Origin of the sequence: Marinifilum breve, from assembly GCF_003202155.1 — a bacterium.
GTDB lineage: Bacteria > Bacteroidota > Bacteroidia > Bacteroidales > Marinifilaceae > Marinifilum > Marinifilum breve.
In genome coordinates this window covers 65,884-92,318 of the sequence record NZ_QFLI01000006.1, presented here as the reverse complement: position 1 = coordinate 92,318, position 26,435 = coordinate 65,884, and the positions used below count along the sequence as shown (strand labels likewise).

Below are 26,435 nucleotides of genomic sequence, written 5' to 3'. Positions count from 1 at the left end.
TTTAGCATTACAAATAATATAGAATCTAGTAAGGTAAGTAATATTTTTCATACAAAGGCTTGTCAAATTTGCCAACTTATATTTTTATACGAATCATAAATTTCTTCGTTATTTTTTTGTTATTGTTCAGTTTTTATTTCATAACTTAGCGCCATAATTAAATTTAAAGAAAAATAAAAAATATAGGGTCTTATGTAGGCAAGCCTATTTAAGATTATAAAGAAACTACAATACCCCATTAGTAGTAGTTAATTAACAATTAATGCACGAGCAAACCTTCGGGTTTGCTCTCTCTTTTCTATACAGGAATTAGCTTTTCTTAGCTCGTCCGTTACCAAAATACTTATCTAGCAATGAAACCAATGCTTTTTTACGAATTGGTTTGGAAAGGTAATCGTTGCATCCTGAATCAATGGCTTTTTCTCTATCGCCTGACAAGCCATAGGCAGTTTGAGCAATAATCACCACATCTTTATTGAACTTTCTGATATTTCGGGTAGCCTCGTAACCGTTAAGTTCAGGCATTCTCATATCCATTAATATCAAATCAAAATCTGAAGAATTTCTGCAGGCTTCAACAACTTTTATTCCTGAGCTTACTTGCTGGACTTTATTACTGTATTTTTCCATAAAATTTGCAAGCAAAGCACTCGATACAGCATCATCTTCGGCTATCAGAACATTCAATTCCAATTTCAACAGTTCGTTATAATCTTCACCATCCTTACCATTTTTAACCAGCTTTTCTTCTTCCGATAGAATTTGATATGGTATGGTAAAATAAAAGGTAGAACCAAAACCCTCTTCGCTTTCAAGCCAGATTTTACCGCCAAGCATATCAATATACGATTTGGTAATAGATAAGCCCAATCCAACTCCTTGCCTATCGATTTCTTCAATATTTTCTGCTTGAACAAAACGATCGAAAATTACCCCAATTCGATGTTTTGGCACACCATGCCCAGTGTCTCTTACAAAAAATTCCAGATCCTTATTCTTTTTCAAATACCCAAATTCAATAATGCCCTTTTTAGTACATTTAATTGCATTTTTAACCAGGTTGGTTAAAATGGCAAATAGCTTTTCTCGGTCGGTTGTAATCAAAGCTTCTTCGCTAGGCAATCCATTATGATACTGCAGCATCAATCCCTTCTCTTCCACTTCGCGTTTAAAAAAAGCATAGATATATTCTACTTGTTCATTCACATTCGAATCGCTCAATTCCAATTCCATCGAACCCGATTCTATTTTAGAAATATCGATAATATCATTAATGATATTTAGCATTCGTGTGCCACTTTTTCCGATAATATCGATGTATTTCTCCTTCTTCACACTCCTTATTTTAGGGGTTTTAAGTAATTCTGCAAATCCTAAAATCCCGTTCATGGGTGTTCGTATTTCATGACTCATATTGGCCAAAAAAGCTGATTTCAATCGGTCACTCTCTTCCGCCTTATTTTTGGCTTTTATTAATTCAGCTTCCGTTCTTTTCCTATCGGTGATATCAGAAACCGATCCTGCCATACGCACTGGTTTACCTTTTTCATCTCGCACCGATTCACCACGGGCAAACAACCATACATACTCCCCATTCTTTTTCTTCATTCTAAACTCCACTTGGTAAGCATCATTCTTTTCAAGGTGATTGGTAAGTACTTTCAATACCTTCCCAGAATCCTTGGGATGCATCCACTTTATCCAGTTCGAAATTCTAGCCTCAACTTCACCTGGTTTGTATCCTAGAATTTCATACATTCTATCAGACCACCAATATAAATCGCTATCCAAATCACTCCAATCCCAAATGGCATCATTAGATCCTTTTACCGCAAGGGCAAAACGCTCCTCACTATATTTCAGTTTTTTTAATGATACTTTTTCTTTTGTAATATCACTGGAATTGTACAAAACCAACTTTGTTCCATCTTCCGAACTATGAATAGGAATGTATGTTGTTTCCGAATAATATGGAGCGCTATTAAGAACAACCTTTTCGGTATGGGATATTTTTTTGTCTGTTTCAATTACTTTCTGATAGTTGTTCAATGTGTAATTGCAAATTCTTTCATCAAGAGCAAGCATATCAATCACCAGATCTTTTAAATCCTTACCTAGAATATCTTCTTCTGATAAATGAATTTCAAATTGATTCAATTTTGTGAGGAATGATTTGTTTACCGCAACAACTTTAAATTTTCTGTGACTTACATACTCCGATAAAATTTGAATATCCTGAGTATTATTAAATACTGCAGACAAATAATTCTTACTGTCTTTTAATTTCGCTTTGGCTTTATTTCGCTCTGTTACGTCAACATGTGTACCTACAATTCTAAGCGCCTCTCCATGCTTATCAAAAACTGCTTCGGCTCGCGAAAGAATATCGATCCAATGTCCATCCTTGTGTTTCATTTTAAACTCGATAACAAAACGATCAATTTCTTTTGCAATCAATTTCTTTTGCAACTCCCAGGCTCTCTCTGCATCCTCAGTATCCGTTAATTTTTCCCAAACGGAGAAGTCATTTGGGAGCTCACAGTCTTCATATCCCAACATTTTTTTCCACCCCGGAGAGTAATAAATCGAATTTGTTTTAAGATTCCAGTCAAACAACCCATCATTAGAGGCTTTCATAGCGAGTTGAAATCTTTCTTCACTCTCCTCTAATCTTTTATATGCATCTATTAATTCAGGGTCTTGTATTCTTACTTGCTTTTTATCTGCTTTTGCAAACATATCCTTAAGTATAGTGCCAGTTACTATAAATTTTGTTTCCAAAAAGATTATCAACACAAACGTGTTGAATCACTATAAATAGAAGGGTATAGATCGGTAGCTAATCTTTATCGTATTATTAATATAATAATAAAAATTAGTTTTTAAGGCATCTTTTAGGCATAATATTCATATTTACAGATATATATCTACAAATAAAATGTAAAACAACTGGTTTTTCGGTTCTGAACAGATTCAACAAAAGGGATATACTACCCCACACACCACAACTGATTACATGGAACTTACTAACAATTCATATTTTTTTACCTACTTAATAGGTTTTGGTCATATCCTCACGAACAACTATACAATAAGTATTCTTCCCTTTCAATTTTGGATCCATGTTGCGAATATCATCGGCTGTTGCGGTATAAATGCTTACAATCTTTAAATCAGGATTGGCTTGTTTTAAATACCAGATTATTCCTTCGTAATTGTTCGAATGATAAGCCCCATTGTAGTGGATAAACTGTTGTCCTCTGCTCCAGTTTTCCAATATAAAGTATGCCATGGTAGCGTCTTTTATGGCTTGTGCCTTTGGGAAATTATCCAACTTATCGGCACTCATGTGCATGCCCATTTTTTTCATGGCTTTGTAGCCTGGCAATTCGGCATCGTACTGTACAGGTAGAGGCGCAACCCAGCTTTTTTCCTGATCATTTAATTCTTCCAATGCCTCAAAACCTCCTTTAAAAACCTTCGATGCATAACGGCGCGGAATGTTACTGGCTACAAAATGTAGATTGTTGTTTTTGGCAAAATCAAGCAATGGCTTGTAATCGGTTTTGTAATTCTCCCACAAGCGCGTGGTATCCATAAAGCTCTCCTCATCCATCTCCCCTTTTACATACATGCTAACAAATTTCTGGTTATCGGCTTCGAACATTTCGGCTCCCAAAACCAAGTTATTACCATGAAGTGTATACATATCTTTGGTTACCTGCAATTCCAGCCAATGCGAAATGGGATTATTGTGCAACTCGCCAAACAGAACGATATCGGCATCGGCTATTTGTTTCACCATTTTCTGATATTTTATTGGCTTGCCATTCTCTTTGAATAATCGGTAGGTTGGATTTCCATTGCTAAAGGCCATTAGAATAAAGGCTAGAAAAATGAGTTTTTTCATGAGTGTGATTTTTGAATTACTATCTAAGATAAGAAAACTTCATTGAGTTACCAGAGTTAAAACTCAGGACAATTCAGATTGAAAATCAGACAATAAACATGAAAAAGCCTTTGTGTTACTTCGTGATATCCTTTACTTTCCTTTGTGGTTAAAATTATTTCTTAATAAAAAACAATCCAATATAGGTTAACGCTCCATTAATCATCAACAATTCAAATCCAATGGTAATTCCGAACCAATCCATAGAATTGTATTTAAGGATGTAGCAAATGATTGGAGAAAGAATGGCTATTACCGGCACCAATTTGTCTTTTACTTGCAGTTTGGTGAATAATCCGAAGGCATAAAGTCCCAAAAGTGGACCGTAAGTATAACCTGCCACAGTAAAAATGGCAGCAATTACCGAATCATCGTTTATTGCCCTGAATATCATGATTACAACCAGCAATAATGCAGAAAACAGCAGGTGCGACTGGCGGCGTAATTTTCTGGTTCTTGCCTCGTCGCTCTCATCGGCATCTAAAATATCAACGGTAAACGATGTGGTAAGCGAGGTTAATGCTGAGTCGGCACTTGAGTAGGCTGCAGCCATTAATCCCACCAAAAAGAAAAGACTCACCACCGGACCCAAATACTGTGTTGCCAACAATGGGAACAAGTCATCACCGCGTTCGGGAATTGCAATTCCTTCGTGTTGAGCGAAAATCAATAACAAAGCACCTAAAACAAGGAACAACAAATTGGCAGGAATAAAAGCAAATCCATACCAGTAAATGTTTTTCTTGGCTTCCGCCAGGTTTTTACAACTCAAGTTCTTTTGCATCATATCCTGATCCAAGCCAGTCATTACAATGGTAATAAATGCTCCGGTAAAAAATTGTTTGAAGAAATTTTGTTTGCTCTGCCAATCATCAAATACAAATACCTGTGAATATTCGCTTTCGCTGATCATGTTTGTTAATCCCGAAATGTTCAGATTCAATTTGTCCATGATCAGGAAGATACTAACTCCAACAGCGAGCAGCATGAATAAGGTTTGTAAGGTATCGGTCCATACAATGGTTTTAATTCCTCCTTTAAAGGTATATAGCCAAATCAACAGAATGGTAATTAATACTGTAACTGCAAAAGGAACGCCCCAAGCATCGAACACGGTTATCTGTAAAACATTGGCCATTAAAAACAATCGGAATGATGCGCCAATGGTTCTCGATAACAGGAAAAATGATGCTCCCGTTTTATAGGAAGCCTTGCCAAATCGGCCATCCAAATAGGTGTAAATCGAGGTCAGATTTAATTTGTAATACAGTGGCAAAAGAATATTGGCCACAACAATGTAGCCCAACATATAGCCCAACACCATTTGCATGTAGGTAAAGTCTATGGATTTTACCCAACCTGGCACCGATATAAAAGTAACGCCCGATAAGGATGCTCCGACCATACCAAAGGCAACAACATACCATGGCGATTGCTTGTTTCCTACAAAAAAGCCTTTGTTATCGGCCTTGCGACCTGTAAAATAGGATATCAATAAAAGAAGGGCAAAATACCCAACAACAACAGATAGTATGGTAATTGGAGTCACAGTTAATCTTTTTAAGAATGAAGATCAAAAATAATCAAAGCGATCAGCTTTCAGAAACCTGAAAGGTTTTTTATTACTTTTGAGCTAAACTTAGAATTGAAGACAAGATGAGCTACACCAACTTCCCATCTAAATTATTGGAAAATGCAGTTGCCGAATTTTCTAAACTTCCTGGCATTGGAAGGAAAACTGCATTGCGCCTGGTTTTGCATTTGCTAAATCAGCCAAAGGAAGATGTGCACCGTTTTGGCTCCTCAATTACTCAACTTCGCGATGAAATAAAGCACTGCAAATCTTGCTATAATATTTCCGATACCGATGTATGTGATATCTGTGCAAACCCAAAGCGCGACCATGAAACCATTTGTGTGGTTGAAAGTATTCGTGATGTAATGTCGATAGAACGCACGCAGCAATACAATGGAATCTATCATGTGTTGGGCGGAATCATCTCTCCCATGGATGGAATTGGCCCAAGCGATTTGCAAATTGCTCCTTTAATTGCAAAAGCCGATGAAGGATTAATGAAAGAGGTTATTCTTGCCTTAAGTACCACCATGGAAGGCGATACAACAAACTTCTATCTGTATAAAAAACTGAATAAGTTTGATGTAAAAATAACAACCATTGCACGTGGTGTATCCATTGGTGATGAATTGGAATACACCGATGAAATTACGCTAGGAAGATCGATTCTACACCGTACTCCTTTCAATCAGAACTTGTAGCAGTTAGCAGTTAGCAGTTAGCAGTTAGCAGTTAGCAGTTAGCAGTTAGCAGTTAGCAGTTAGTGCAAAGTTCAGGAGAAGATGCAATGCACACAAACATCTGGCCCACTTTATACTTTATACTTTATACTTTATACTTTATACTTTATACTTGAAGCTTTAAATTCTATCTATCTCCTTATCGATAAATTGTATCTTCGGATACGTTTGTCTTTTTCTTCAATTTTATTAAATTCGCATAGTATTTAGACTAAATAAACACAATCAATTAAACACTATGCCCGATTTCTATGTAAATATTCATCGGGATTGCCTAACTTAATGGGTATCAAAAAAACAATCACACATGGCTAAAATTGAAATATTGATTCCAGCAATGGGGGAAGGAATCACAGAAGCAACCATTACACAATTTCTAAAAAAAGAAGGAGACCTGGTTGAAGAAGAAGAATCGATTATCGAAATCGCTACCGATAAAGTTGACTCGGAAATTCCAGCTCCTCAATCGGGGAAAATTGCAAAATTCTTATTCGCAGAAGGTGATGTTGCCCAAGTAGGTGATGTGGTAGCCATAATAGTTCCTGATGGCGAAGAATTAGGTAATGAAGAAATTAAGAGCTCTGAACCTGCAACGGTGGAAGAAGAAATCGTTTTTGAATTGCCGAAAGAAGAAGCTACTGTTGAAGCTGAACCAAAACTAGCAAGTAAAACTGAAAATGGTTCATTCATCTCTCCTTTGGTTCGCAAAATTGCCCAGGAAGAAAATGTAAGTTTACAAGAATTAAATCAAATTGAAGGTTCGGGTGAAAACAAACGCATCACCAAAAAAGACATTCTTCAATTCATTGAAAATAAAGAATCACAAACTGTAGTTTCGGAACCAATCGTTGCTCCAGTAAGTTCTGCGCCTTCTCCGGTTTCACATCAATCCTACAATGGCGAAAATGTTGAAATCATTGAAATGGATCGCATGCGAAAACTTATCGCACAATACATGGTTCAATCGAAACAGGTTTCGCCTCACGTAACCTCGTTTATTGATGTTGACGTTACTGGCCTTGTGCAATGGAGAAACAAAGTAAAGAACGAATTCCTTCAAAAACAAGGGCAGAAATTAACCTTCACTCCTATTTTTGTGGAAGCCGTTACAAAAGCTTTGAAAGATTACCCAATGGTTAATGTTTCTGTTGATGGAGACAAGATTATTCGCAAGAAATTCATAAACATTGGTATGGCAACAGCTTTGCCTAGTGGAAATTTAATTGTGCCTGTAATCAAATCGGCTGATGAGAAAAACCTTGTAGGAATTACCAAGCAGGTAAACGATTTGGCTGATCGCGCCAGAGCGAACAAATTGCAACCAGATGAAATTCAGGGAAGCACTTTCACCATTACCAACTTGGGAGCATTTGGTAGTACTACAGGTACGCCAATTATCAACCAGCCTGAAGTTGCTATTCTTGCAGTTGGTGCAATTAAAAAGAAGCCAGCGGTTATTGAAACTCCTCAAGGAGACACCATTGGAATCAGAAACATTATGGTTCTTTCCCTATCTTACGACCACAGAGTTGTTGATGGTGCACTTGGTGGAATGTTCCTAAAACGAGTTGCTGAATACCTTGAGAATTTTGACACTGATAGAAATATATAATTGTATTTTTAGTATAAAATTAAGCCGTTGAATCTTATTCTTCGGCTTTTTTTTGTGTTTTATAAATAGGTATGCCTAAATAATGTTACATTTTTATTTATTTTGTCTATTTATTGCAGAATTATATAATTACATTTATAAAAAGGTAAATAAACCTGATATAAAGGAAGTTTTTATTAACAATTACATCTTTTTTATCAGATTCTCTGGCGTTATTAACTTATAAAAGTTATATTTAGTTATTGTTAATTAGTTTAAAACATATAAAACCCATTACAGGCCCTAAGCTAAAACTGCAATTGTCTTCTTCCACAAAGACAATTTTAATGGTCATTTTCTCTATTTATATAGGGATTTGTAGTCCGTACTCTCTAAATGCTAGCCCTAAAAAGCAAAAAATAAAAGATCGTAGAAAGTACCAAATTGCCGAAAAATTTCTGGCAAATGGAAATTATTCTAAGGCTGCCAGCATTTACAAAGAGTTGTTAGATCAAGCTTCGCGCAATGCTGATTTGAATTTTAAACTTGGATTGTGCTATCTAAATATTGTTTCCGAAAAATCTAAATCAGTCGATTTAATTGAAAAATCTATTCAATACACCAGCTCAAAAAACAATGTTGCTATTGATGTGTATTATAATCTGGCAAAAGCCTATCACACCAATTATCAATTCAGGGAAGCACTAAAAGTCTACAAAGACTTACAACAAATTATTTCACCACAAAACACAGAGTTTCGCAACGAAATACAACGCGAAATTAAGATGTGTAAAAATGGTTTAGAATTGGTGAAAAATCCAGTAAATATCTCCATTGTCAACTTAGGGAATAAAATCAATACCGAATTTGCTGAGCACAGTCCTGGTGTTACAGCTGATGAAAGTACAATGATTTTCACCTCTCGTAGAAATGGTACAGGTAGTAAACTTGATATCGATGGTCAGTACTTTGAGGATATATACATCGCGCATAAAGAAAATGGAATATGGAGTGAACCAATGGGAATTCCAAAACTTAACACCATAGACCACGATGCGTCAATTTCAATTTCGGCTGATGGCCAAGAGCTTTATATTTATAAAGCAGGATACTTGAGTCGAAAAGAATCAGAAGGTGGAGATATCTATGTGAGTAGGTTAAAAGGAAATGAATGGTCGGAAGCCAAAAAATTAGGACCAAACATTAATTCCAAGAGCAAGGAAAGTCATATCTCTATTTCCGCAGATGGCCGAACCATATTTTTCTCTAGTGATAGACCCGGAGGATATGGAGGAATGGATATTTACACAGTAACCAAGCTTCCAAATGGCAAGTGGGGTAAAGCAAAAAATTTGGGACCTGCCATCAATACAGAATACAACGACGATGCTCCTTTTATCCATCCTGATGGAAAAACTTTATACTTCAGTTCAGCTGGACATAAAACAATGGGCGGCCTCGATATTTTTAAGAGTGTCAACATTAAAGGACGTTGGACTACGCCTGTAAATGTTGGATATCCAATCAACTCAACTGATGATGACATCTACTACACTCCTACTCCGGACGGAAAAAGAGCTTACTTTGCTTCATATCGTACTGGTAGTTTAGGTAGAACTGACATCTTCTTAATCAAAACTCCTGATGCTGATCAAGCTGGTCTTTTTGTGCTGAAAGGAAAGATCGTAAACACCAATGGCAAAGCTGTTGGAGGAGCTAAAGTTACAGTAAGCAAAAATGGAAAAACAATTGGTATTTATACACCAAACACTGCTACTGGTAAATTTTTGTTCATCATTGATGCTGGAAAAAGATATGAAATCGAAATTGTTGCGGAAGGTTACAGAACTTTAAGAACAGTTCTGAATATTCCTCTCGAATATGCCAACAAAGAAAACCATAGTGTTATTACTCTTTTGCCATTAACTCTGCGTACTAAAGATGAAGCGGATTATCCTCAGACGATTCAATTAATCGATTTTGAAGAGAGTAAACTAAATCAGGTTGGTGCTTTGGAAAGCAGCAAAGATTCAATTCCTGAGAATAAACAATTCGCTACTCCTGAAGTAAAACAAGATAGTGTTGCTAAAGTTGAACCTGTTGTTGAAGCAAGAAAAGAAATTAAGAAGGATAGCATCATCAACAGTCAAAAATCAATAGATACTAGTGGAATAGATCAAAGTAAGAATACTGAAAAGCTAAAGGAAAGTAATACGGTTCGAAAAGAGACACCTGTTACCAAATCCAAAACGGATTCGAATATTTCGATACCTTCTAATGGTGTTGTAACACCTAAAGTATTGCCAAATGTTAGTACTCCTGATAAAGTAAGTACACCAACTAAAGTTAGCGTACCTGATAAAGTAACAGAACTGGCAAAAGTTGATGAAGCAATTCAAAAAGAAATAAAGGATAAACCGATAATCAAGAAAGAAAAGTCAATACAAAAAGAATCTACAATTGATTCTAAGCAGTCCGATATCAAAGCTATTGACTCGGGTGCTCTTGCATTTACTTTGGATTTAGGAAACTTTAACTCTCCACGTCCTGAATTATTCGAGAAATTGGATGGAGTGATTGAAACCAAAGGCCCTGATAATAAATATCATTACACCTATGGCAAGTTTAAAGATTACAAAGAGGCTAGTAAAGTACAAAAAGTAATTGCCAAAAAAGGATTCAAATCACCTACTATTAAAATTTTAACCAACGATAAATTAGCCAAAGAAGAAAAAGGTGGTGAAATTTATTACACCATTCAGATTATGGCACTTAAGATTCCTATCGAAGCTGAGTTTTTTGAGAATCTGGATAATGTAAAAGTATATGTTGGTGAAGATGGTTTAACTCGATTCACTTACCGCAAATTCAAATCATACGACAAAGCGGTTAAGGTTATGAATCGACTAATAAGAATGGGTTATTGGGATGCCTTTATTAGAACTGTCATAAACGATGAATTACTTTACTCTGGCGTACAATATACTGGATCTTCAACTTATACCATTCAAGTTATGGCATTGCGTTATCCTAAGCCTTTAAGCTATTTTAAAGATTTAGGAAATGTGAGTGTGTTTGTTGATAAGAGCGGGTTGTATCGATACACTTATGGCTCATACAATTCAAAACGAGATGCAATTCTTGATTTGGGTACAGTGTTAAAAAATGGCTATTGGGATGCCTTTGTAAGAAAATCATTGCGAGGAGAACGTTTACCAGCCAATAATTCACTAGAAACTGAGAACTATTATACCATTCAGGTAATGGCCTTAAAGAATGCTCGTCCTTTAAACTATTTCGATAATTTAGGAACAGGCAACGTGCAATTGTTTAATGGTAAAGATGGATTGTCCAGGTATACTTTTCAAAAATTCTCGTCGCAGGCAAAAGCAAAAAGTCGTCTTTCTACTGTAGTTAAAAAAGGATACCTTGATGCCTTTACCAGAGAGATTAAATGGTATAACAAGCATTAATCTACAACTCGTATAAATAAGTCCATAAAGTACTATAAAATGCAAATTTTAGAGAATAATAACATTCGTTTAAGAGCTCTTGAACCAACCGATTTAAAATTGCTTTACAGTTGGGAAAATGATTCCTCAATTTGGGAAGTTAGTCATACTCTTAAACCATTCTCTTTATTTGTTTTAAAGCAATACCTGGAAACAAGCCACCTGGATATTTTTGAAAGTAAGCAACTACGTTTGGTCATTGAAAGAAAAGCAGATCATGAACCTATTGGATTAATAGATCTTTTTGATTTTGATCCGTTTCATCAACATGCCGGAATTGGAATCTCTATTAACAACAGGGAACACCAGAAAAAAGGTTATGCAACCGAAGCTTTAGAAACTTTATGCGATTATGCCTTTTCCGTTCTGCAAATTCATCAGCTATACTGTAACATCACATCTAAAAACGAGGCCAGTTTAAAACTTTTCCAAAACCAAGGGTTCGAAATAGTAGGCTTAAAAAAGGATTGGATAAAAACTCAAAATGGATGGTTGGATGAGTATTTACTTCAAAAAATAAATACTACAAGTCTTTAATTGTTTGATAATTGGGGATATCTCCCAAAAATTTAAAGCTTTTCTTTTCGTAATCCATATAACAACAAAAATGTCTTAGCCCATTGGTTACAACCAAAAATGGAACTCTTAGTTTCATATTGTAACGAGCAATCTGATTGAACACATCCTGAGTAATCTTTATTTTGCTCGCTTTACATTCCACAATCATAATCGGATTGGCATTGCTGTTGTATAAAACAATATCGCTACGCTGTGGCAGCAGGTTAACATCAACTTTTTTTTCAACCGCTATTAATGACGCTGGATAATCTTTTTCTTCAACCAAAAATCGAATAAAATTTTGCCTCACCCATTCTTCCGGAGTTAATACTACATACTTCTTTCGGATACTGTCGAAAATTAGTTTTCTTTGCAGATCAGATTTTATTTTGAAAGAATAAGTTGGTAAATTTAAATTTTCCATAAAAAAGCTGTTGATCGGCTAAAGTTACAAGATTATTCCTTATAAAAACCGCTACACATTCATGAAGACCAAAGAAGAAATTGTAAAAAACTGGCTTACAAGATATACAGGTCGAGAACTTTCAGATTTCACTCCATATATTTTGCTTACAAACTTCAACCATTATGTGGAACTTTTTGCCGAATGGCACAATTGTGAAATTTTAGGCGAAGACAAAGCAATGCCGAATGCATCGGCCGATGGTATTACCATTATCAATTTTGGAATGGGAAGTCCGAATGCGGCAACAATTTTGGATTTGCTTAGTGCAATTAAGCCTAAAGGCGTTCTTTTCCTTGGAAAATGCGGTGGATTGAAAAGAAAAAACAAATTAGGCGATTTAATTCTACCAATTGCTGCAATTCGAAGTGAAGGTACATCAAACGACTACCTTCCTCCAGAAGTCCCTGCTTTACCAGCATATTCATTACAAATGGCAGTTTCTCAGGTAATATCTGATCGAAATAAAGAATATTATACAGGAACGGTTTTTACCACCAACAAACGTGTTTGGGAATACGACGAACGTTTCAAAAAATACTTAACCAAAACTCGCGCTATGGCAATAGATATGGAAACAGCTACCATTTTTACGGTTGGTTTCTATAATGAAATTCCAGTTGGCGCATTGCTTTTGGTATCAGATCAACCAATGATTTCGGAAGGTGTTAAAACAGATAAAAGTGATGCATTGGTAACCGATAGCTACGTGAATGAACATTTAGAAGTTGGAATTGAAGCTTTAAAGGAGATCATGCACAATCGCCAATCTGTAAAACACCTTAGATTTTAAGTTTGAACAATGACATACGAAGAGATATTTAAAGGCCTTAAGAAAAAAGAATTTGCTCCTGTTTACTTTTTAATGGGAGAAGAAAGTTTCTTTATTGATAAGATTACCGATTATATTATTGATAATGCTTTACCTGAGCATGAAAGAGATTTTAATCAAACCATTCTTTATGGGAAAGATACTGACATAGGTACCATTGTTACTACTGCCAGAAGATTTCCTATGATGGCCGAAAAACAAGTTGTAGTTGTGCGCGAAGCACAAAACATCAAGAATATAGATCAACTTTCTTCGTATGTTAAAAATCCATTGCAATCAACCATTTTGGTGATTAATTACAAGTACAAATCACTGGATAAGAGAAAAGCTTTCACCAAAGATGTGGATCAAAATGGGATTCTTTTCGAATCAAAAAAAATATACGATAATCAGATTCCCGATTGGATTAAAAAGTATGCAGCAAACTTAAAATATAAAGTTGATAATAAGGCCGCATTCCTATTGGCTGAATTCCTAGGCAACGATTTAGGTAAAATTACCAATGCCATAGAAAAGCTAACCATAAATATTACCAACAGCAATACAATCACACCGATTGATATTGAGAAAAACATCGGAATATCAAAAGATTACAACAACTTTGAACTTCAAAATGCATTAGGTAAAAAAGATGTATTAAAGGCCAATCAAATCATAAACTATTTTTCTACCAACGAAAAAAATCATCCACTCGTTGTAACCATTGCCCTACTACACTCGTATTTCTCCAAAGTTTTAAAGTATTATTTCTTAAAAAATAAAACAAACGAAAAAGTTGTTGCTTCGAGCTTGCGAATCAATCCGTATTTCGTAAAAGATTATAAACTTGCATCGAGAAATTACAATCCAAAAAAATTGGTTTCGATTATCGAGATGTTGCGAGAATATGATTTAAGATCGAAAGGATTTGGTGATGCAGGAACGAAACAAGGAGATCTTTTAAAAGAGTTAATTTTTAAAATTCTCCATTAGCAGCAGCGTTAAAACTTAATTTTACGCAACACCCTAATATGAGAATAAATCTACCCATTAGACTACTATTACTAGGACTTTCTCTCTGCACAAGTATATTGTGTATGGGACAAACAGGTGAACCACCAGTTGCCAAAAACGATACGGTTTCCATTACAAACCAAAGTTCGGCTAGCGAGGTGGTTTATATTGAAATCGACTTCCTAAAAAATGACAGTTTTACATCTAAGGAAGAGATCGAAAAATCTATAGTACGACAAACTGATCAGTTCGGGAAAGCTTATTTAATAGAAGACAATACCTTAATGGTATATTATCCATACGAGATGAGTTTCGGAACTGACACGATTTATTACGAAATATGTGATCAGGGAAAACGCTGTAGTAAGGCTCTTATTGTGGTTAGTGTTCTTGATCCCAATCAGGTTGAACTATTAATACCTTCGGCATTCTCACCGAACAACGACAATATTAACGACAAATTTTACATTAAAGGAATTGAAAATTATCCGGAAAACGAGTTTATCGTATTCTCTCGTTGGGGAACCAAAGTTTACGAAAAGAAAAACTACAATAACCAGGAAGCCTGGGATGGTAGTTACAATAATGCAGGAGTAAAACTTGGTCCTGGAGATAAATTGCCTAAAGGAACTTATTTCTTTAAGCTAATTATTAAGGATAAGGAATATGTAAAAAGTGGTTATATTGTGGTTAAATATTGAGAATGAATCAACTTTACAAAATTACAATATCAATTGGACTACTTTTATTACCCATTCTTAGATCGTGGGCACAAGAAGACATCCGATTTTCAAATTTTTCTTATAACCGATTATTCTACAATCCTGCTTATGCTGGTAGTAGTCGCTTTATGGAAGCGGTACTTGCCTATCGTAACCAATGGGTAGATGTAGAAGGATCGCCTGAAACAGCTGTTTTATCGATACAAGCTCCTGTAAATTATACCAATTTTGGTTTGGGTGCAGTTGTATACAACAACAGGTTTGGTATACAAAAAGATAATGCCGTATTTTTCAATTATGCCTACCACTTGCAAGTTAGCCTCGAAGGAACTTTATCTATGGGAATTCAGGCTGGATTTATCAACAAGCAAATTAATTGGACAGAATTAAGAACTTACGATCCTAACTTTCCATCTCCCAATGATCCTGCTTTTCCTGATCAGGATATTTCAACATGGGTCCCTAATTTTGGAATTGGTTTTTATTATTACACTCCTAAATATTATTTAGGTTTTTCAGCACCAAGATTACTATCGAACGATCAACCTGACACAGAAGGATTTTCGGAGAACATGAAATTTAAATTCAAAAACACAGTGTGTTATTTGGGAGCAGGAGCTACCTTTCCTTTAAGTCCAGAGTTTGAGTTTAAACCATCTGTTTTAATCGTTAGCTCCTATTCAGGTGCAACAACTGCTATGGCAAATTTTGATATCGTTCACAAAAGTGGTGTTTCTATTGGTATGGGATACAGAACGGATGATTCCTGGGCTGGTATTATTGGATATCAATTGAGCCAGAAACTAAGATTTTCATATTCTTATGAAAAATATTTTGGAAAATATAGATCAAAAGGCTTTACAAATCACGAAATAATATTAAATTACAATTTATCTTTAAAAAAGAGCAAAATTACATCACCACGATATTTCTAAGTATCATGAACAGTAAAGCTGGAATAAATATCATATTAGTATTTTTTCTAATCAATTTAGGAAGTATCTCTTCATTTGCACAATCTCAATTGGTTGAAAAAGGCAATCGATATTTTAAGAATAGTGAGTTTGCCCATGCAATCAATTACTTTGAAAAATATCTGGAAAGTTCAAATGATATTGACGTAAAAAGAAAATTAGCGGAATGCTATGTAAACATCAATAAAGATACTGAGGCTCTTTATTTATTGGAAAAGTTAGTTGTTGACCCTAGAGCCAATTCAAAGGATTTTCTTAGCTATGCTCATCTTTTAAAAAGAAGTAGAAATTATACAGAAGCAAAAGTTTGGTTTGAAAAATACGCCAAGCTTAATCCTCGAGATAAAAACATTCAAAATTTAATTCTGTCCTGTAACCTTATCAACGAATTAGAGGACAATCAACAGTTTATTGTAAAACCTATTGGTATAAATTCTCCTCAGTCCGATTTTGCATCTGCTCTTTACAAGGATGGTTTGATCTTTGTTTCGGGGCGTCATAACAAAACCTCAAAAGAAATTGATGGCAGAACAGGGGAACATTATCTTGATTTGTACTACACAGAACAAATAGGAGATAGTTTTGTAGATCCAATTCCATTTAGTGAAACTTTTAATTCTAAATATCACGAAGGTCCAGCTTGCTTTACACCAAACGAGCGATTCATTTTTTTTACTCGCAACAAAGGTCATGTAAACCTTGAGGGCAAATCGGAGTTAAATATTTATACTTCACGCTTTAATGGAAAATCATGGGATAAACCTGAATTGTTCCTTTTTTCAGGTCGCGCCTATTCCATTGGTCATCCTAGCATATCTTCTGATGGAAGGTACTTGTATTTCATATCTAATATGAAAGGTGGATATGGAGGAACTGACATTTACGTTTGTCGAAAACTTGGATTTGCATGGAGTAAACCAATTAATCTTGGACCAACTGTTAATTCATCTGGTAACGAAATGTTTCCTTTCATTGGCGATGATAATTTCTTGTATTTTGCCTCTGATGGGCACATTGGTTTTGGAGGTTTGGATATTTTTAAAACAACATTTGAACAGAATAGTTGGACTTATCCTGTAAACATTGGTCTTCCTTTCAATTCTGAAAAAGATGATTTTGGATTCATTTTTAAAGGATCGAAAGAAAGTGGTTATTTTTCATCGAACCGTAGAGGAAACGATGATATCTTCTCATTTATCCAAAATCCAGAAACCATAACAGCCATACACGGAAGAATGGTTGATAGATATTCCAAGAAACCCATTCCTGATGTTGATATTGTTCTAATGGATAATTTATCCAGAGAAAAATCAACACAAAGTAGTGAAAATGGAATGTTTAAAATAGATATTTTCGATCATAAAAACTACAGCTTAATAGTTAGTAAACCAGGCTATAAAACGAAGAGAATTCTTTATTTTGCTCAGAATGGGGCTACTCCTAAACAACTAAATATATCCATGGAAACAACTCCCTGGGTAAAGTTTAAAGGAAGTGTTGTTGATGAATTTTCTGGACGTGCATTGGAGCAAGCCAACATAGAACTGATTAATCGTAGTTATAAGATTAATAGTTTATGCGAAACAGATGACTACGGGGAATTTACACAAGATATCGATCCTTCAAAATCATATGATGTTATCATCCGAAAAGATGGTTATTTCACAAAAGTGATTACAAATTATCGATATCAATCGGATCAATTTGAGCAAATAGAATTGCAAAAGTTCAATAAAAATGAAAACATGCAACTCTTTGGTGTTGAATATGAAAAAAACTCGGCAGAACTAAGTAAAAACACCATACTTGAACTGGATAATTTAGCAAACTTATTGATTGTAAACCCAAATATTGCCATTCAAATTATAGGTTACACAAACTTTGACAATGGCAAAAGAGATAATAAAATTGTTAGCTTAGAAAGAGCTTCTCAAGCTGCAGAATATGTAATTTCGAAGGGAATTACAAAAAATAGAGTTGAATACAAAGCCGAAGGATACGATCCTGGCAAACCAGCTTTAACAGTTAAATTGTTAGAAGCATTTTAGAAAAACACAACATGACCATTATAATAATTGCCATAACAGTACTGATCTCACTTGCTGCATTTCAGAACAACGATTTGCTTTACAAATATCAGTTTAATGCATATCAAATCACAAAAAGAAATCAGTGGTACAGAATCATTACGTACGGATTTTTACACGCTAATTGGGACCATTTGCTGGTTAATATGATTGTGCTGTATTTTTTTGGCGATGCACTTGAATATTACTTTAGCTATAACTTTGGTGCTGCAGGTGTAATTTATTTCATTGCCTTATATCTAGGAGCAATTGTTTTATCTACTTTATATGATTTAAAGAAACACAAAGAACACTACCATTATAATGCGGTTGGTGCTTCTGGGGCTACATCTGCAGTAGTGTTTGCAACCATATTTTTTGCTCCACTACAGCCTATTTATTTGTTCTTCGTGATACCGATTCCAGGAATTATTTTTGCAGCAGGATACCTTTATTATTCCTACTATATGGGAAAGAAAAATATCGATAATATTGGTCATAGTGCACATTTCTCGGGAGCTTTGTTTGGATTTCTGTTTCCATTAATCATTAAACCCAAATTATTCTCATTATTTTTGCAGCAGATTCTCAATTTTTAAAGCATGCAAAAAGCTATTTTTCTTGATCGCGATGGAGTAATCAATTCCGATGTTGGGCATTATTACATTTACCGTGTTGAAGATTTTGTGATTAATGATGGTATTATTCCCTCACTGATAAAATTCACTGAAGCTGGATACAAATTGTTCATTGTTACCAATCAAGGAGGAGTTTCTAAAGGCATTTATACCGAAAATGATGTAAATAAAGTTCATGATCATCTGCTTGGCATTCTAAAAAAAGAGAACATTACAATAGAGAAAATCTACTTCTGTCCTCATCACGAAAGTGTAGCAACTTGTGAATGCAGGAAACCTAGTCCTTATTTTATCAAAAAAGCAATTCAGGATTATAAAATTGATCCAGAGCAATCCTATATGATTGGAGATAGCTTGCGAGATAAACAGTCAGCCGAAGCCGCTGGAGTTAGAGGAATAAAGGTAGAAGCAAATGAAAATATCGAAGCTTATTGCGATAAAATATTAAAAGGAGAATTATAATATGAGTCATAGCGAATATATCAATTTAAACGGCGAATTATTTCCAAAAGATAGTCCTGTTTTTGGAGCTGCAAACCGTGCTTTCCGATATGGTGATTCTCTTTTTGAAACCATCCATTCAAATGGAACTGAAATTCAATTCTTCGATCAACATTTGGATCGATTGATCATGGGAATGAAAAACATTGGGATGATTGTGCCTGAGAATTTCAGAGATAAACTGAAAATCAACATCACCTATTTGATTAATAAAAACAAGTCTTTTGCAGGAACAAGAATCCGCTTGAGCGTATTTAGAAATGATGGTGGATTATACACTCCAACTGATAATACGGTATCTTATTTAATTGAAACTTCACGACTTGAGGAGGATCAGTATGTAATCAATAAAAAAGGGCTTAAAATTGATATTTATAAGGATTGTAAAAAATCATCCGATATTATTTCTCAATTCAAAACCGGGAACTCGCTTTTGTTTATTATGGCTGGCAACTATAAAAACAGAATGCATTTGGACGACTGCCTAATTCTTAACGAGAGAGGTAATCCTATTGAAAGTATCAGCTCGAACTTATTCATTGTAAAAAATGATATTCTAATGACACCTTCCATTGAAAGTGGAGCTGTTAGTGGAATTATGAGAGAACAATTAATCCAAACTGCCCTAAAATTAAACATGACCGTTTACGATGATTGCATGATTAGCATTGAAGATTTAGTTGAAGCTGATGAAATCTTCTTAAGTAATGCAATCAGTGGTATTAGATGGGTAGTGGCTTTTAAAGATCGCAGATATTTTAATAAAACCTCGAAACTCTTACTTGAGGAATTAAATAAAAATACTTTCAAATATTAATTCATACTAGGATTTTCTGGAAAATTAGACCACATACGGTATCTGCCACCAAGCTTGCGTAATGATTGTTCCCACAAATTATCATTATTCAGGCTCATTATGCTTCTAACATCAATTTGGCTAACCAACCATGAATTTTCCTTAATTTCCTCATTCAGCTGACCTGCACTCCAACCCGAATAGCCTGCAAAAAACCTTACCTGGTGAGGAAGAACTTTCTTCTGCTCAATTAGATCCTTTAAAACACTAAAATCTCCTCCCCAATACAAATTATCAAAAATATGAATGCTGTTTGGAATTAGGTGAGGCAGTGTATGTATGTAATAGATTCTATTGGTATCTACAGGTCCTCCAACAAAAACATCTCCGTCAAAATGAGCAATGCTAACCAAAACCTCATCAACCGATAAATTAATAGGTTTATTCAAAACAAATCCGACTGCACCTTCTTCATTAAATTCGGCCAACAATACAATTGAGCGTTTAAAATATCTCCCCTCCAAAAAAGGTTCGGCAATTAACACCTTCCCTTTTTCAGGATTAATATTATTGTTTTCCATTCTAAATAAATCCGAAGTCCCGTCCACACTATTAATTTTAAGTTTCCAAATACAAATTAACCAATTTTACCAAAGAAAAAAAGAATAAGCACTTATGAAAATCTTAATACTTACTTCCATTTCATTAGCTCAAAGCAGGTAAAATAATTATATTTAACACTGCCTAACCAAATTACCAACAATGATAAAAAACTCTACCCTCTCAATTCTTTTTCTTCTACTATTGCTATCATTTCAAACTGCTCTTGCTTCTGATACTGACAAGAAAACTATTCATGAAGATTTTACGATCGAGCTTCCAAAAATAATTATTGCCGATATTCCTTCAGAGATTACTCTTCATTTTAAAAATGAAAGTCATCTGAAAAATGATTCAATATTGGTACAAATAAATGAAAGCGAAGTTTGGATTCAACCAAAACAAAATCAAATAAAAATTCCTTTTGTATTTAAAGGAAATGATGCTGTTCAAGTTATAATTTCGCAACAAACACAAAAGATAAATTACAATGCCATTCCACTTTGGATGTCGATACTGCCTCCACTTATAGCCATATTGATGGCTTTAGTGTTTAAAGAAGTATTTTCGGCTCTTTTTGTAGGTCTATTCACCGGTACACTTATCATTTTTGGATATCAGGATGTCTCATTTTTCACGGCTATTTTTAAAGCTATTTTTGCGATTTCAGATACTTATATCATACAATCGCTTGCTGACACAGGTCACATTTCCATTATTGTTTTTTCTATGCTAATTGGAGCTATGGTCAACCTGATAACTCAAAATGGTGGCATGCAAGGTGTGGTGAATAAACTTTCTCGTTTTGCAAACAGTTCTCGGTCCGGACAATTCGTTACATGGATTTTGGGTGTATTGATATTCTTCGATGATTATGCCAACACTTTGGTGGTTGGGAATACCATGCGACCGGTAACGGATAAATTAAAAGTATCGAGAGAAAAACTAGCCTATATTGTAGATTCAACAGCCGCTCCAGTGGCATCAATTGCAATGATTACAACATGGATTGGGATAGAGTTAAGTTACATTCAGTCCGCAACGGCACAAATCAACATTGATGAAAGTCCATACAGTATATTTTTAAATTCATTGCCAACACGCTTTTACCCTTTCTTCACCCTATTTTTTATTTTAATGATTGTGATCATGAAGAAAGATTTCGGACCAATGTATAAGGCTGAACAAAGAGCCAAATCCGAAGGAAATCTTTCAGAGGTCGATAAGCAAAATAATGATGAAATCGAAAACATTGAAATATCACCTGAAATACCTACAAGGTGGTACAATGCAGGAATTCCTGTAATGGTAGTAATATTTGGAACTTTTGCAGGCTTAATTTATACTGGTTGGAACGGGAATGTTTGGGAGGATTCTTCCATCTCATTTGGTACAAAATTATCACATATTATAGGAGCTTCTGATTCTTACCTGGCTTTACTTTGGTCATCTATTTCGGCCGTTTTGGTAGCTGCAGCCCTAAGTATGGGACAAAAAATCCTAAGCCTAAAGAAAACGGTTGATGCCTTGGTAAAAGGTTTTAAAACCATGCTAACGGCAATTCTTATTCTGATATTGGCATGGGCACTAGCGGATATTACAAAAGATTTACACACAGCAGATTTTATATCGAAAATCCTAATTGCAACAGAAGTTCCACCTGAATTTTTGCCAACATTTACTTTTATTTTATCTGCCTTAATTGCTTTTTCAACAGGTTCATCATGGGGAACAATGGCTATTCTTTATCCTTTGATTCTTCCTGCTTCCTGGGCTCTTTGCCATTCGGCTGGAATGCTTGATGCTGAAAGTATGAATATTTTTTACATTACAGTTTCCGCTATTTTGGCTGGTTCGGTCTTAGGTGATCACTGCTCTCCAATATCAGATACTACCATTTTAAGCTCTTTGGCAAGTTCATGTAATCATATCGAGCACGTTAGGACTCAGTTACCTTATGCTTTAACTGTTGGATCAATAGCAATTATTTTAGGATTATTACCTGCAGCATATGGAGTCAGTTCATGGATACTAATTCCTTTAGGATTTATCACCCTTTTCTTGATTGTAAAATTAGTAGGAAAGAGATAAAAGAAAACCCGGCATATAAAGGGGTACAATGCCGGGCAAAAATCCTATGTTGATTTGCAAATTATCTTATCGACAATTAACCACTAACCACAATGAATCAAATCAACACTAACTAAAAGTTTTCATTTATATAGACGAGTAAAACATCAAAAAGGGTTACTTTTCAACAGTGTTTCTTTGCTTTTTTAACAAACTTTAACGTTTGCGGAAAGATTTTTTGTATTTTTCGGCCTATTCATCTATATATCAAATAAAAAAAACGATCATTCCCCCTAAGAATGATCGTTTAAATGCTATATAATATAGCCCTTTAGAATTGTGCCCATTCATATCATTACCATTACTTTACTTAAGGCACATACGAACTAAAAAGTTATTCGTAACAAGACCCCTATTTCTTGTCATGAACATTACTAAAACAGGCAAAATGTAAAAAGGGGTGACAAAAGATTAGAAAAAATTAATATTTCTTACAAGAAATGAATGCAATGCAAATTACATTTTCTTAATGTGCAACATTCCAGAATTTTGTTCATCTTTCAAGATAAATAACAATTCACTTGAAGCTTTGAAAATAGGCTGCCAATTATACGACAGCCTATATCAATACAGTTATTTCTATCTCTGAATTTTCAACTGTTGTTTGTGCACTTTGCCGTTTACAATTAAGTGCAAGAAATAAATTCCCTCATCTAATTTATTGGTTGGTATTTGTAGCTTTTTGCTTTTCGATTTCATCTGTTTTACCAAACCTTTTCGTTCGTGCCAGATTTGAATTTCATATTCACCTAATTCATTGCTTTTTTTATTAGAAGGTATGCTTACCATTACAGGCGAAGATTTTTGATATTCAGAAATTTCATCTCCAGTATAAAAATTCAATTCGGTGTATTCATTAGCCGGATTAGGAGAAGCTAGCATGAAGAATGGCTCTTCAACCTCATAAAACAGCCTATTTTCTATTGACCCACACTGATTAGTTTGTGTGGAATAAATGAAACCTATACCACCTTCTCTTCTACTAGCCCTAAACTGTGCTTTTGTTTCGTCTCCATTTATATAATCCAGTGGACCAGTAAAAGACCAATTTGAATTTTGAATCCCTTGTGAAAAATGATCTCCACTTGAATAGCCTACAAATACAATTCCTGGCGCACCAACATCTAAATTGGTTGTTCCCGTTAAAGAAAAGGAAGGTCTACCTACCCAAACCTCCTTACGTGGTAAAGTAACATCTCCACTACTATTGTTCAGAGTAGCTTCTATCCAACCAGTACCACTAACTGTTGAAGAACTTGCTTTTGCTGTTACACTTGCTCCTGTATTACCTGATGGGAAGGTGATGTTGGAGCTTGATGTCCAAGTTACTGAGGTATTAGTAGGTAAATTATCTAATGAGAATAATCCTCCCGAGACACAAATTAGATTACTTCCTTCAACCTTTGACACACCTCTTGAATCTAAAACCATAACTCCTGAATTTATTGGATCTAACCAATTACTAAGTCGAGTAGAATTTGTATTTCCTCCACTCCATGAAACATGAAAGCAACCATACCAATCCCTTAAATCAGAGCTACTACAAGAAGCCTGTCCGCCATGTAATTGCCCAACAACTCGCTTACTTTGATTAAATAATGGTGAGCCTGATGATCCTCCTTCAGTAACACCATCATTCCAATTTACTTTCCAATGACTATTACCACTATTCCCATAATATTCTGTTTCCCTTAAAATATCATTATCAAATGCGATCTTCATCAAATCACCGGATGGATGATGAATACAAACTCCTTCTGATGGGGTATTTCCACTTCTATCCCATCCTAACCAGATAAAATCAATTTCATTTTCAAGTGAATTTCTCAGTTCCACTAACGCAAAATCACTTTCTTCCCATGCAGCCTTGAAATCGGCCTTGTTGTAAGTTATGGTCGTTGCTAAAGATGATGAATTACAAGAAGATGTTTTAAAGTGAAATCTAAACATCCAATTTTCAGTATTTCCTTTTTCAGTTTCTGAAAGAAACTTATTTTTATCCAAATCAATACAATGAAAAGCAGATAAAAAGTAAGGTTTTAAATCTTCTGCAGTATTATTTAATAATGAACCTGTGCACAATTCAATTCCACTTGAAAGTAAAACCAATGCCACTGCATTCGATTCATTTTCCCAATCAGGATAACAATTCACATCAAGATTACAATTTCCTGCACTCCCCAAACTTTTCTCTCCATTTTTAGATAATACATTTTTATACCCATGAATAACTTTTTCAATTTTAAAAGTTGACCGATTTTGGGAAGCACTAGGTTCTATTAATTCTATAAGTACTTCTTCTCCTGGTATCAAATCTGATAAAAAACTGCCATTTTTAGTATTTTGAAGAGAAGTTATAGGACCATACATAACTGTTCTGTCCTTATTATAAATATAAAGTTCAGCATCTGTAATTAACTTTATTTCTTTAAAAATAAAATTTAATGAAAATGCTTCTGGAGATTTCACTTTGATTCTATAATATCTTTGATCTTTATTCTCCTCCCAATACCCATCTTGAGTATTAATATTAGTATTAAAAGCTTTTCCAAATCTATAGGGAATATCCGCACCTTTTACTAGTTCATCTTCTTCCACTAACTTTTCAATATCAAAATTCGGCATTATAATTATAGGGATATTATTACTATACCGCTCTGTAGAATTAACTTGTAATCTCTCCGTTAAAGTATTATATCTAGTTAGTATTTGAGCTTGACTTTTTAGAGTTACAAAAGCAACTACACATGCTAATAATATATATGCTCTTATCATATCCATTATTTAATTTCAAAATTAATTCGAAATGATATTGAATCTATTTTTAATGTCTTTTCATCAATAACATTAGAGAATATAAATGCTTGACTAAATTCTGTATAATATTTCCCTGCCGATAGTCTTTCCTTCTTAGAGTTCTTGAAGTAATTACTTAATAACTCCCATTCATCTTTTTCATTAACCCATGGAAATTCAATCACATATTCTTTTCCGATAGGAAATGGGAACGCTCCTACACCTATTTTATCTTTACCTAGATAGATAAAAGGTTTACCAAAAGATTGATTTGCATTACGCACCTCACAGAATGAATCGTTCGAAAGTATAGTATTATCAAAATATAAGTTTTCACCACTTAAATTCTTGCATGAAAAATGAAATATTAAATCTTCTTCCTTCTGAAATAAAGTAGTAGATTCTCCATTCTCATTCACAAGGCAAAATTTAAACTCTATCCCATCAACAACTTCTCTAATTTCTGTAGAATCGTCGTTTATTTCTAGCTCAAGAATTAAATTATTATTCTTATCACAACCTGATCCGAAGGATATACATGCAATTAATGGTATTAATAACTGTTTTAATTTTAAAGCTTTCATGATTTTTTATTGTTTTTTAATAATCTTTTAAATAACTGATGTTCAATACTCACATTGGTTGCTTGTATTTCGTAAAATATGCCCTACAAGCTTACAAAGTGCATTTTACTTTTGTGTTACTAGCCGTGCAAGCTTACATGCTATGCTCTACCTTTTTAAAATATACTGTGTAAGCTTACATGAGGTATTTTTATTTGGTAAAGTATGCTGTGTAAGCTTGCAAGTGCCATTTTACGTTTGAAAAGTATGCTGTGTAAGCTTACATGACATACTCTACCGTTTTAAAATGTATTGTGTAAGCTTACATGAGGTATTTTTATTTGGTAAAGTATGCTGTGTAAACTTGCAATTACCATTTTACATTTGAAAAGTATGCTGTGTAAGCTTACATGACATACTCTACCGTTTTAAAAT

At 34.5% G+C, this 26,435-nt stretch carries 20 protein-coding genes; 13 read left to right on the top strand and 7 right to left on the bottom strand.

Features of this window, described 5'->3' with window-relative positions; all coding sequences use genetic code 11:
• Window positions 1-309: 309 nt before the first annotated feature.
• From DF185_RS14145 to DF185_RS14135, 3 genes are all read right to left on the bottom strand, one after another.
• Window positions 310-2,739, bottom strand: coding sequence for a PAS domain-containing protein (locus tag DF185_RS14145; RefSeq protein ID WP_110361414.1), 2,430 nt, complete (start codon window positions 2,737-2,739; stop codon window positions 310-312).
• Window positions 2,740-3,052: 313 nt separating this feature from the next.
• A complete protein-coding gene (locus DF185_RS14140; RefSeq protein WP_110361413.1) occupies window positions 3,053-3,910 on the bottom strand; it encodes a ChaN family lipoprotein in 858 nt (285 codons plus the stop codon).
• A 154-nt stretch (window positions 3,911-4,064) separates the two neighbouring features.
• Window positions 4,065-5,498, bottom strand: coding sequence for a sodium:solute symporter (locus DF185_RS14135; RefSeq protein WP_110361412.1), 1,434 nt, complete (start codon window positions 5,496-5,498; stop codon window positions 4,065-4,067).
• Between the two features lie 107 nt (window positions 5,499-5,605).
• Here DF185_RS14135 and recR point away from each other — a divergent pair, with 107 nt between their 5' ends.
• The 4 genes from recR to DF185_RS14115 all read left to right on the top strand — a co-directional run bounded on the left by recR (window position 5,606) and on the right by DF185_RS14115 (window position 11,905).
• A complete protein-coding gene (gene recR / locus DF185_RS14130) occupies window positions 5,606-6,226 on the top strand; it encodes a recombination mediator RecR (RefSeq protein WP_110361411.1) in 621 nt (206 codons plus the stop codon).
• 346 nt (window positions 6,227-6,572) lie between these two features.
• A complete protein-coding gene (locus DF185_RS14125) occupies window positions 6,573-7,877 on the top strand; it encodes a dihydrolipoamide acetyltransferase family protein (protein WP_110361410.1) in 1,305 nt (434 codons plus the stop codon).
• Between the two features lie 326 nt (window positions 7,878-8,203).
• Window positions 8,204-11,329 (top strand): PD40 domain-containing protein, encoded by a 3,126-nt coding sequence (locus DF185_RS14120; protein ID WP_110361409.1) that lies wholly within the window; start codon window positions 8,204-8,206, stop codon window positions 11,327-11,329.
• 39 nt (window positions 11,330-11,368) lie between these two features.
• On the top strand, window positions 11,369-11,905 hold the full coding sequence (locus tag DF185_RS14115; protein WP_110361408.1) for a GNAT family N-acetyltransferase: 537 nt from the start codon (window positions 11,369-11,371) through the stop codon (window positions 11,903-11,905).
• Here the strand turns inward: DF185_RS14115 and DF185_RS14110 are convergent.
• Window positions 11,892-12,350 carry a type I restriction enzyme HsdR N-terminal domain-containing protein gene (locus tag DF185_RS14110; RefSeq protein ID WP_110361407.1) on the bottom strand — a complete coding sequence of 153 codons (459 nt, stop codon included), beginning with the start codon at window positions 12,348-12,350 and terminating at the stop codon, window positions 11,892-11,894. The genes DF185_RS14115 and DF185_RS14110 overlap by 14 nt on opposite strands.
• A gap of 61 nt (window positions 12,351-12,411) precedes the next feature.
• Here DF185_RS14110 and DF185_RS14105 point away from each other — a divergent pair, with 61 nt between their 5' ends.
• From DF185_RS14105 to DF185_RS14070, 8 genes are all read left to right on the top strand, one after another.
• Complete coding sequence (locus DF185_RS14105; protein ID WP_110361406.1) at window positions 12,412-13,182, top strand: AMP nucleosidase; 771 nt, start codon at window positions 12,412-12,414, stop codon at window positions 13,180-13,182.
• Between the two features lie 9 nt (window positions 13,183-13,191).
• Window positions 13,192-14,193 carry a DNA polymerase III subunit delta gene (gene holA, locus DF185_RS14100; protein WP_110361405.1) on the top strand — a complete coding sequence of 334 codons (1,002 nt, stop codon included), beginning with the start codon at window positions 13,192-13,194 and terminating at the stop codon, window positions 14,191-14,193.
• A gap of 104 nt (window positions 14,194-14,297) precedes the next feature.
• Window positions 14,298-14,915 carry a T9SS type B sorting domain-containing protein gene (locus tag DF185_RS14095; RefSeq protein WP_165836037.1) on the top strand — a complete coding sequence of 206 codons (618 nt, stop codon included), beginning with the start codon at window positions 14,298-14,300 and terminating at the stop codon, window positions 14,913-14,915.
• Window positions 14,916-14,917: 2 nt separating this feature from the next.
• A complete protein-coding gene (locus DF185_RS14090) occupies window positions 14,918-15,871 on the top strand; it encodes a PorP/SprF family type IX secretion system membrane protein (RefSeq protein ID WP_110361403.1) in 954 nt (317 codons plus the stop codon).
• Window positions 15,872-15,876: 5 nt separating this feature from the next.
• Window positions 15,877-17,958 carry a carboxypeptidase regulatory-like domain-containing protein gene (locus tag DF185_RS14085; protein WP_110361402.1) on the top strand — a complete coding sequence of 694 codons (2,082 nt, stop codon included), beginning with the start codon at window positions 15,877-15,879 and terminating at the stop codon, window positions 17,956-17,958.
• 11 nt (window positions 17,959-17,969) lie between these two features.
• A complete protein-coding gene (locus tag DF185_RS14080; protein ID WP_110361401.1) occupies window positions 17,970-18,575 on the top strand; it encodes a rhomboid family intramembrane serine protease in 606 nt (201 codons plus the stop codon).
• A 3-nt stretch (window positions 18,576-18,578) separates the two neighbouring features.
• On the top strand, window positions 18,579-19,076 hold the full coding sequence (locus DF185_RS14075; RefSeq protein WP_110361400.1) for a D-glycero-alpha-D-manno-heptose-1,7-bisphosphate 7-phosphatase: 498 nt from the start codon (window positions 18,579-18,581) through the stop codon (window positions 19,074-19,076).
• A gap of 1 nt (window position 19,077) precedes the next feature.
• Complete coding sequence (locus DF185_RS14070) at window positions 19,078-19,932, top strand: aminotransferase class IV (protein ID WP_110361399.1); 855 nt, start codon at window positions 19,078-19,080, stop codon at window positions 19,930-19,932.
• Here DF185_RS14070 and DF185_RS14065 read toward each other — a convergent pair.
• Window positions 19,929-20,519: a YqgE/AlgH family protein gene (locus tag DF185_RS14065; protein ID WP_243421774.1), complete on the bottom strand. Its 591-nt coding sequence runs from the start codon at window positions 20,517-20,519 to the stop codon at window positions 19,929-19,931. The genes DF185_RS14070 and DF185_RS14065 overlap by 4 nt on opposite strands.
• Before the next feature lie 154 nt (window positions 20,520-20,673).
• On the opposite strand from DF185_RS14065, the gene DF185_RS14060 reads away from it, so the two are divergent.
• Window positions 20,674-22,602: a Na+/H+ antiporter NhaC family protein gene (locus DF185_RS14060; protein WP_110361397.1), complete on the top strand. Its 1,929-nt coding sequence runs from the start codon at window positions 20,674-20,676 to the stop codon at window positions 22,600-22,602.
• Window positions 22,603-23,220: 618 nt separating this feature from the next.
• Here DF185_RS14060 and DF185_RS14055 read toward each other — a convergent pair.
• The gene (locus DF185_RS14055; RefSeq protein ID WP_165836036.1) at window positions 23,221-25,416 is read right to left on the bottom strand and encodes a trypsin-like serine peptidase; all 2,196 of its coding nucleotides are present in this window, start codon (window positions 25,414-25,416) and stop codon (window positions 23,221-23,223) included.
• Window positions 25,417-25,421: 5 nt separating this feature from the next.
• Window positions 25,422-26,021 carry a hypothetical protein gene (locus DF185_RS14050; RefSeq protein ID WP_110361395.1) on the bottom strand — a complete coding sequence of 200 codons (600 nt, stop codon included), beginning with the start codon at window positions 26,019-26,021 and terminating at the stop codon, window positions 25,422-25,424.
• Window positions 26,022-26,435: the final 414 nt, after the last annotated feature.

Excerpts from the sequence above, each read along its gene's own strand:
- DF185_RS14085 (WP_110361402.1), top strand. The coding sequence starts at position 15,877 with ATGAACAGTAAAGCTGGAATAAATATCATATTAGTATTTTTTCTAATC.
- recR (WP_110361411.1), top strand. The coding sequence starts at position 5,606 with ATGAGCTACACCAACTTCCCATCTAAATTATTGGAAAATGCAGTTGCC.
- DF185_RS14055 (WP_165836036.1), bottom strand. The coding sequence starts at position 25,416 with ATGATAAGAGCATATATATTATTAGCATGTGTAGTTGCTTTTGTAACT.
- DF185_RS14095 (WP_165836037.1), top strand. The coding sequence starts at position 14,298 with ATGGGACAAACAGGTGAACCACCAGTTGCCAAAAACGATACGGTTTCC.
- DF185_RS14060 (WP_110361397.1), top strand. The coding sequence starts at position 20,674 with ATGATAAAAAACTCTACCCTCTCAATTCTTTTTCTTCTACTATTGCTA.
- DF185_RS14070 (WP_110361399.1), top strand. The coding sequence starts at position 19,078 with ATGAGTCATAGCGAATATATCAATTTAAACGGCGAATTATTTCCAAAA.
- DF185_RS14125 (WP_110361410.1), top strand. The coding sequence starts at position 6,573 with ATGGCTAAAATTGAAATATTGATTCCAGCAATGGGGGAAGGAATCACA.
- DF185_RS14050 (WP_110361395.1), bottom strand. The coding sequence starts at position 26,021 with ATGAAAGCTTTAAAATTAAAACAGTTATTAATACCATTAATTGCATGT.
- DF185_RS14115 (WP_110361408.1), top strand. The coding sequence starts at position 11,369 with ATGCAAATTTTAGAGAATAATAACATTCGTTTAAGAGCTCTTGAACCA.
- holA (WP_110361405.1), top strand. The coding sequence starts at position 13,192 with ATGACATACGAAGAGATATTTAAAGGCCTTAAGAAAAAAGAATTTGCT.
- DF185_RS14145 (WP_110361414.1), bottom strand. The coding sequence starts at position 2,739 with ATGTTTGCAAAAGCAGATAAAAAGCAAGTAAGAATACAAGACCCTGAA.
- DF185_RS14105 (WP_110361406.1), top strand. The coding sequence starts at position 12,412 with ATGAAGACCAAAGAAGAAATTGTAAAAAACTGGCTTACAAGATATACA.
- DF185_RS14090 (WP_110361403.1), top strand. The coding sequence starts at position 14,918 with ATGAATCAACTTTACAAAATTACAATATCAATTGGACTACTTTTATTA.
- DF185_RS14120 (WP_110361409.1), top strand. The coding sequence starts at position 8,204 with ATGGTCATTTTCTCTATTTATATAGGGATTTGTAGTCCGTACTCTCTA.
- DF185_RS14110 (WP_110361407.1), bottom strand. The coding sequence starts at position 12,350 with ATGGAAAATTTAAATTTACCAACTTATTCTTTCAAAATAAAATCTGAT.
- DF185_RS14080 (WP_110361401.1), top strand. The coding sequence starts at position 17,970 with ATGACCATTATAATAATTGCCATAACAGTACTGATCTCACTTGCTGCA.
- DF185_RS14075 (WP_110361400.1), top strand. The coding sequence starts at position 18,579 with ATGCAAAAAGCTATTTTTCTTGATCGCGATGGAGTAATCAATTCCGAT.
- DF185_RS14140 (WP_110361413.1), bottom strand. The coding sequence starts at position 3,910 with ATGAAAAAACTCATTTTTCTAGCCTTTATTCTAATGGCCTTTAGCAAT.